We start from the raw sequence: 5,188 nt of genomic DNA on the forward strand, positions 1-5,188 counted from the left end.
GGGTCCGCCACCCGAACGCGACCTGATCCGCCGGACAGGCCCTAGGCCGGGCCCTCGGCGGGGCCGCCGGGTCCGCGCTGGTGGCGGGCGATGTTCCGTTCCAGGAGGCGGGTCGAGGCGGCGACGCCGATGCCGCGGGCGGGGTCGACGGACGGCAGCCTGCCGTCGGCGCGCTTCAGCCCGGTGAGCGCGGCCTCCATCGCCTCGTGCGCGGCGAAGAGGCAGGGCGTGCTGTAGATGGCGACGTCCACGCCGAGTCCGGTGAGCTCGGCGAGGGAGAGCCGCGGGGACTTGCCGCCTGCGATCTGGTTGAAGAGCAGCGGCTTGCCGTCGGCCACCTCGCGGATCCGGTGGATCCACTCCACGCTGCGTACGCCGTCCACCAGGATCACGTCCGCGTCGGTGGCGGCCAGGCACCTGGCGCGCTCAAGGATGTCCGCCTCCTCCGTGGCGTCCGTGCGGGCCACCACGACCATGTCCGTGCGGGTCGCCAGCACCATCTCCAGCTTGGTCAGGTACTCGTCGAGGGGCAGCACCTGCTTGCCGTCCGCGTGCCCGCACCGGCGAGGCCGCTTCTGGTCCTCCAGTACGACTCCGGAAGCGCCGGCGCGCTCCAGGCTCGCCACCACGTGACAGGCCACCTCGGGGTCGGCGTACCCGTCGTCGATGTCCACGAGCAGGTGGTGGCGGGGGAACGCCCCGCGCAGCCGCTGCACGAACGCCACCATGTCCGGCCAGGCGATGAAGCCGATGTCGGGCAGCCCGTAGTACGAGGCGGCGAAGCCGAAGCCGGAGACGAACATCCCGTCGTAGTGGCCGGCGGCGACGGACGCCGAGTACATGTCGTACACCCCGATCAGAGGAGTCGTGCCCGGCGCGGCGATCTCGCCGCGCAACTGGGTTCCGTAATCCAACGCCTGGCTCCTGGTCGTGTGGGAGACGTGTCGTGTGGGAGACGTGGTGCGGGGCCAGAATGATTTCGGGACCAGGAGCGGAACGCGTCAATCCGTGTTCTGCTCACCCTCCCGGCGCAGCGCTTTCACCAGAGAAACGTCACTTCTCTGTAGCGGTGGTGATCGAGTCTGTAGCGGTGGTGATCGAGAAGGCGGCCGCCCGTAGCCCGTCGCCGACCCGCGCCGAGGGGCCTTTCGGGTGAATCCCCCGATCGTAGGAAGGTCGGCCGGGCGGAACGGTTCGCCCCGTTCACGGCCGCTTAGCTTCCGGACATGACGGTGCATACTCCGGTGCCGGCCGCTCGGCCGCCGGCAGGTCAGGGCCGGCCACAGGTCACGGAGGTGCGGCTGTCCGCCTTCGCCGGGCACCGCGGCACGGTGCTCCCGCTCGGCGCGCTGACGCTGCTCACGGGGCCGAGCGGCAGCGGCAAGTCCAGCGCGATGCGTGCGTACGAGGCGCTGGCGCGGCTCGGCGCCGGGGCCGAACTGGCCGACGTCTTCGACGACCCCGCGGCGTGCGTGCCCGAACGCGCCCGCGCCGACGGCCAGCAGCGGCGCGGATTCCGTATCGGCTGCACGGTGGCGGGGCCCGCCGGAACCGTCCGGCTCGACCTCGCCGTCCAGGCCGAGCCCGAGCTGCGCGTCGTCGGCGAACGGCTGACCCGCGACGGCCTCGTCCTGCTGGAGACGGCGCTGCGTGACCCCGGGCGCCGCATGGTCCAGGCGGCCTGGCACACCGCGGGCGCGGCACCGGTGACCCGCGCCCCGATGCCGGACGACCGGCTCGGCACCGCGCTCGTGCCGCTGCGGGTGGCGGGCAAGACCGACGGGCAGCGGCTGGTGCTCGCGGCGGCCGAGCAGATGGTGGTCGCGCTGCGCTCGGCGTTCCCCTGCGATCCGCGGCCCGGCCGGATGCGCGCGCCGGTCCCGGCGGGGCTGATCGGCGCGGGCCGCCTGCTGAGCGGCTGCGACAACCTCGCCGAGGTCCTGTGGCGCACCCGCTCCGAGTGTGCCGTGCGCCACGCGCTGCTCGTCTCGGCTGCGCGCGACGGCTGCGCGGGGCCGGTCGCCGACGTCTTCGCGGAGGAGGAGCCGGACGGATCGGTGCGGGCCGTCGTGGACCGGGGCGACGGCGTGCGTACGCCGCTCGCGCGGCTCGGCGACGGCGAGTTGCGGTTCCTGGCCCTGGCGCTGGTCCTGCTGACCGGCCCCGGCGTGCTCGCCGTCGACCCGGTGGCGGAGGTTCCGGCGGCGTATCAGACGCTCACCGTCCTCGCCGACGACCTCGACCGCCGCCTGGACGCCCGGCAGAGGCGGGCGCTCGGCGAACTGGCGGCGCGGACCTGTGCGCGCGGCCACATCCGCCTGGTCGGCGCGGTGCGGGAGGCGGGCTGGGCGGCCGCCGCCGGGGCCTCGGTGGTAGACCTGGAGCCGTGACGGAACGACTTGACGTAGCGGGACTGCAGCGCAGGCTGGCCGAGTTCGCGGCGGCCCGCGACTGGGAGCGGTACCACACCCCGAAGAACCTGGCCGCCGCGCTGAGCGTGGAGGCGTCCGAACTGGTCGAGATCTTCCAGTGGTTGACGCCGGAGGAGTCGGAGCGCGTGATGAAGGACCCGGACTCCGCGCACCGGGTGACGGACGAGGTCGCCGACGTCCTCGCGTATCTGCTGCAGTTCTGCGAGGTCCTGGGGATCGACGCGCTGGCCGCGCTCGCGGCGAAGATCGAGCGGAACGAGGAGCGGTTTCCGGCGGCCGGGGGGCATTGACGTCCGCGACGTCGAGGATGTCCACCGCGTGCGCGCCGCGTGCCCTCCGCGTACGCGTCAGAGGCCCGCGGGGCCCTCGATGGGCCCCTTCTCCGACACTTTCGTCACTCTCCGGAGTGGATGGCTTGTCCAATCCCGTTTGCTTGTCCACAGATTTCCGGCTTCCCCTGGCTTTTCGACCGGATGAGTATCACTCTGGGTAGTGGATGCGGGAGTTCGGGCGGGCGTGCGGCGTGCGCGCGCGGGAGGGATGGGGGGTTGCGCATGAACGCGATGCGGCTCATCGAGGCGAACCGGCGCGCCCTGGCGCGGAGTGAGGAGCCGGTCGCGATCGTCATGGAGGTGTGGCAGTCGCAGGCGCTCGCGCAGGCGATCGGCAGCCGCCTCGCGGTCACGGGCCCTCCGGAGTTACGGGGGGAGGCGCTGGGCCTGAGCGAGGTCGGCGGCAGAGCGTGCGGGGTGCTCGACGCGCCGCGTATGGGGACGGAGGACATCCGGGCGGCGCGGCTGACGGAGACGGGTGAGGCGCAGGATGTCCTGCTCGCGCTCGACCAACTGCTCGGCGAGGTCGGTATGGCGCTCGTCGGGGTCGCCATGGGCGCCGCGGACGAGGGGGTGTACTGGCAGTGCATGGAGGCGATAGACGCCGCGGACGAGTCGAGGGACCGGGTCCTCGAAATGCTGCGGAGGCTCGCGGTGCGGGAGCGGGGCCTGCCGGAGCCGGACTCGGCGGCGGACCCGGCATGAGAGACCACAGCACGGCCTCGCCGAAGCGACGCCCTCGCCCCACGCCGCGGGTGCGCCCCCGCCCCGCTGAAGCGCGCGGTCCGGCACGTCGGCTCCCAGGGCCCGGAGGGCCACGGCTCCGTCTACGCGGGCGGTCGCGGCCCCGCGGGCGTGGGCGCTTGGGGCTCGGTGGAGGTGAGCTGCCATGGCTCCCCGGAGCCGGGCGGCCGCGGAACCGTGGAGGCGGACTGCTGGAGGTCGGCGTCGAGTTGGGTCAGGTCCGCGTTGAGCGCGGCCATCAGCTCCTCCATCTGCTGGAGCAGACCCTTCGGTGCGCCCTTGGGCGCGGGCACGGACGGATCCTGCGCTGCCTCCTGCTCGGGCACGGCTTCCTGGGACATCACGGCCTCCTCGGCCCTCGCCCTCCCGGCGGGGGAGGGCAGTTGACGCGAGCGACGCCCCGGCGGCGGCCGCCGGCGCGGGTGCCGGGCGGTCCGGCTCCGCCCGAGGCAACGATCTCCCGGCGGGCCGGGTCACTGGGGCGGGCCCGCCGCAGCGGCCCACATGACGGTTTTTCACCCGACCGGGGTGGCCGGGGACCGGCGCGACCGGCGGGGTTGACGGACGTTCGAGCGTGCAGGATGGAGCCATGGATCTTCGAATCTTCACCGAGCCCCAGCAAGGGGCGACCTACGACACTCTGCTCACCGTCGCCAAGGCCGCGGAGGACCTCGGCTTTGACGCGTTCTTCCGCTCGGACCACTATCTGCGCATGGGTTCCGCCGACGGCCTGCCCGGCCCGACGGACGCGTGGATCACGCTGGCCGGGCTCGCGCGGGAGACCAAGCGGATCAGGCTGGGCACGCTCATGACGGCGGGCACCTTCCGGCTGCCCGGTGTGCTCGCGATCCAGGTGGCGCAGGTCGACCAGATGTCGGGCGGCCGGGTCGAACTGGGCCTAGGAGCGGGCTGGTTCGAGGAGGAGCACAAGGCGTATGGCATTCCCTTCCCGAAGGAGAAGTTCGCCCGCCTCGAGGAGCAGCTGGAGATCGTCACCGGCCTGTGGGCCACGGAGACCGGCAAGACCTTCGACTTCGAGGGCAAGCATTACCAGCTCACCGACTCCCCGGCCCTGCCGAAGCCCACGCAGCCCAAGGTGCCGGTCCTCATCGGCGGCCACGGCGCGACGCGCACGCCGCGGCTCGCCGCGCGGTTCGCCGATGAGTTCAATATCCCGTTCGCCTCGATCGAGGACAGTGAGCGCCAGTTCGGCAGGGTCCGGGCCGCCGCCGAGCAGGCCGGGCGCAAGGGGGACGACCTGGTGTACTCCAGCGCGCTGGTGGCCTGCATCGGCAAGGACGACGCGGAGGTCGCCCGGCGTGCGGCGGTCATCGGCCGGGACGTGGACGAGTTGAAGGCCAACGGCCTGGCGGGCTCCCCGGCGGAGGTCGTCGACAAGATCGGGCGCTATGAGGCGATCGGCGCGAGCCGGATCTACCTCCAGTGCCTGGACCTCTCCGACCTGGATCACCTGGAACTCATCTCCTCGCAGGTGCAGTCCCAGCTGTCCTAGGGCCTGTCTGACAATTCCCGGCGTCGCCCGGAGGGCGGCTTCGCGGCGTCAGGTGCGTGCTCTCGGCGTGCCGGGCGTAGGGCCTCGTACTGGACGTACTTGGCTCTGCGCCCGGTGCGGCGAGAGTGCGTGCATGGCGTCGCGAGGCAGGCGGGAATTGTCAGACA

6 protein-coding genes are annotated in these 5,188 nt (G+C 72.8%); 4 read left to right on the top strand and 2 right to left on the bottom strand.

Features of this window, described 5'->3' with window-relative positions; genetic code table 11:
* Positions 1-41: 41 nt before the first annotated feature.
* The gene (locus tag GKQ77_RS27150) at positions 42-914 is read right to left on the bottom strand and encodes an isocitrate lyase/PEP mutase family protein (protein WP_219691568.1); all 873 of its coding nucleotides are present in this window, start codon (positions 912-914) and stop codon (positions 42-44) included.
* 312 nt (positions 915-1,226) lie between these two features.
* On the opposite strand from GKQ77_RS27150, the gene GKQ77_RS27155 reads away from it, so the two are divergent.
* The 3 genes from GKQ77_RS27155 (at position 1,227) to GKQ77_RS27165 (ending at position 3,469) form a co-directional block, all read left to right on the top strand.
* Positions 1,227-2,390: an AAA family ATPase gene (locus tag GKQ77_RS27155; protein WP_219691569.1), complete on the top strand. Its 1,164-nt coding sequence runs from the start codon at positions 1,227-1,229 to the stop codon at positions 2,388-2,390.
* Complete coding sequence (locus GKQ77_RS27160) at positions 2,387-2,722, top strand: nucleotide pyrophosphohydrolase (protein ID WP_219691570.1); 336 nt, start codon at positions 2,387-2,389, stop codon at positions 2,720-2,722. The genes GKQ77_RS27155 and GKQ77_RS27160 overlap by 4 nt, the downstream gene beginning before the upstream one ends.
* 264 nt (positions 2,723-2,986) lie before the next feature.
* Positions 2,987-3,469, top strand: coding sequence for a DUF6099 family protein (locus GKQ77_RS27165; RefSeq protein ID WP_219691571.1), 483 nt, complete (start codon positions 2,987-2,989; stop codon positions 3,467-3,469).
* Positions 3,470-3,591: 122 nt separating this feature from the next.
* On the opposite strand, the gene GKQ77_RS27170 is transcribed toward GKQ77_RS27165, so the two are convergent.
* Entirely contained in the window at positions 3,592-3,849 is a 258-nt protein-coding gene (locus GKQ77_RS27170; protein ID WP_219691573.1) for a hypothetical protein, read from the bottom strand.
* A 248-nt stretch (positions 3,850-4,097) separates the two neighbouring features.
* On the opposite strand from GKQ77_RS27170, the gene GKQ77_RS27175 reads away from it, so the two are divergent.
* Positions 4,098-5,021 (top strand): LLM class F420-dependent oxidoreductase, encoded by a 924-nt coding sequence (locus tag GKQ77_RS27175; RefSeq protein WP_219691572.1) that lies wholly within the window; start codon positions 4,098-4,100, stop codon positions 5,019-5,021.
* Positions 5,022-5,188 lie beyond the last annotated feature (167 nt).

The organism is Streptomyces anatolicus, assembly GCF_019400875.1.
Taxonomy (GTDB): Bacteria; Actinomycetota; Actinomycetes; order Streptomycetales; family Streptomycetaceae; genus Streptomyces; species Streptomyces anatolicus.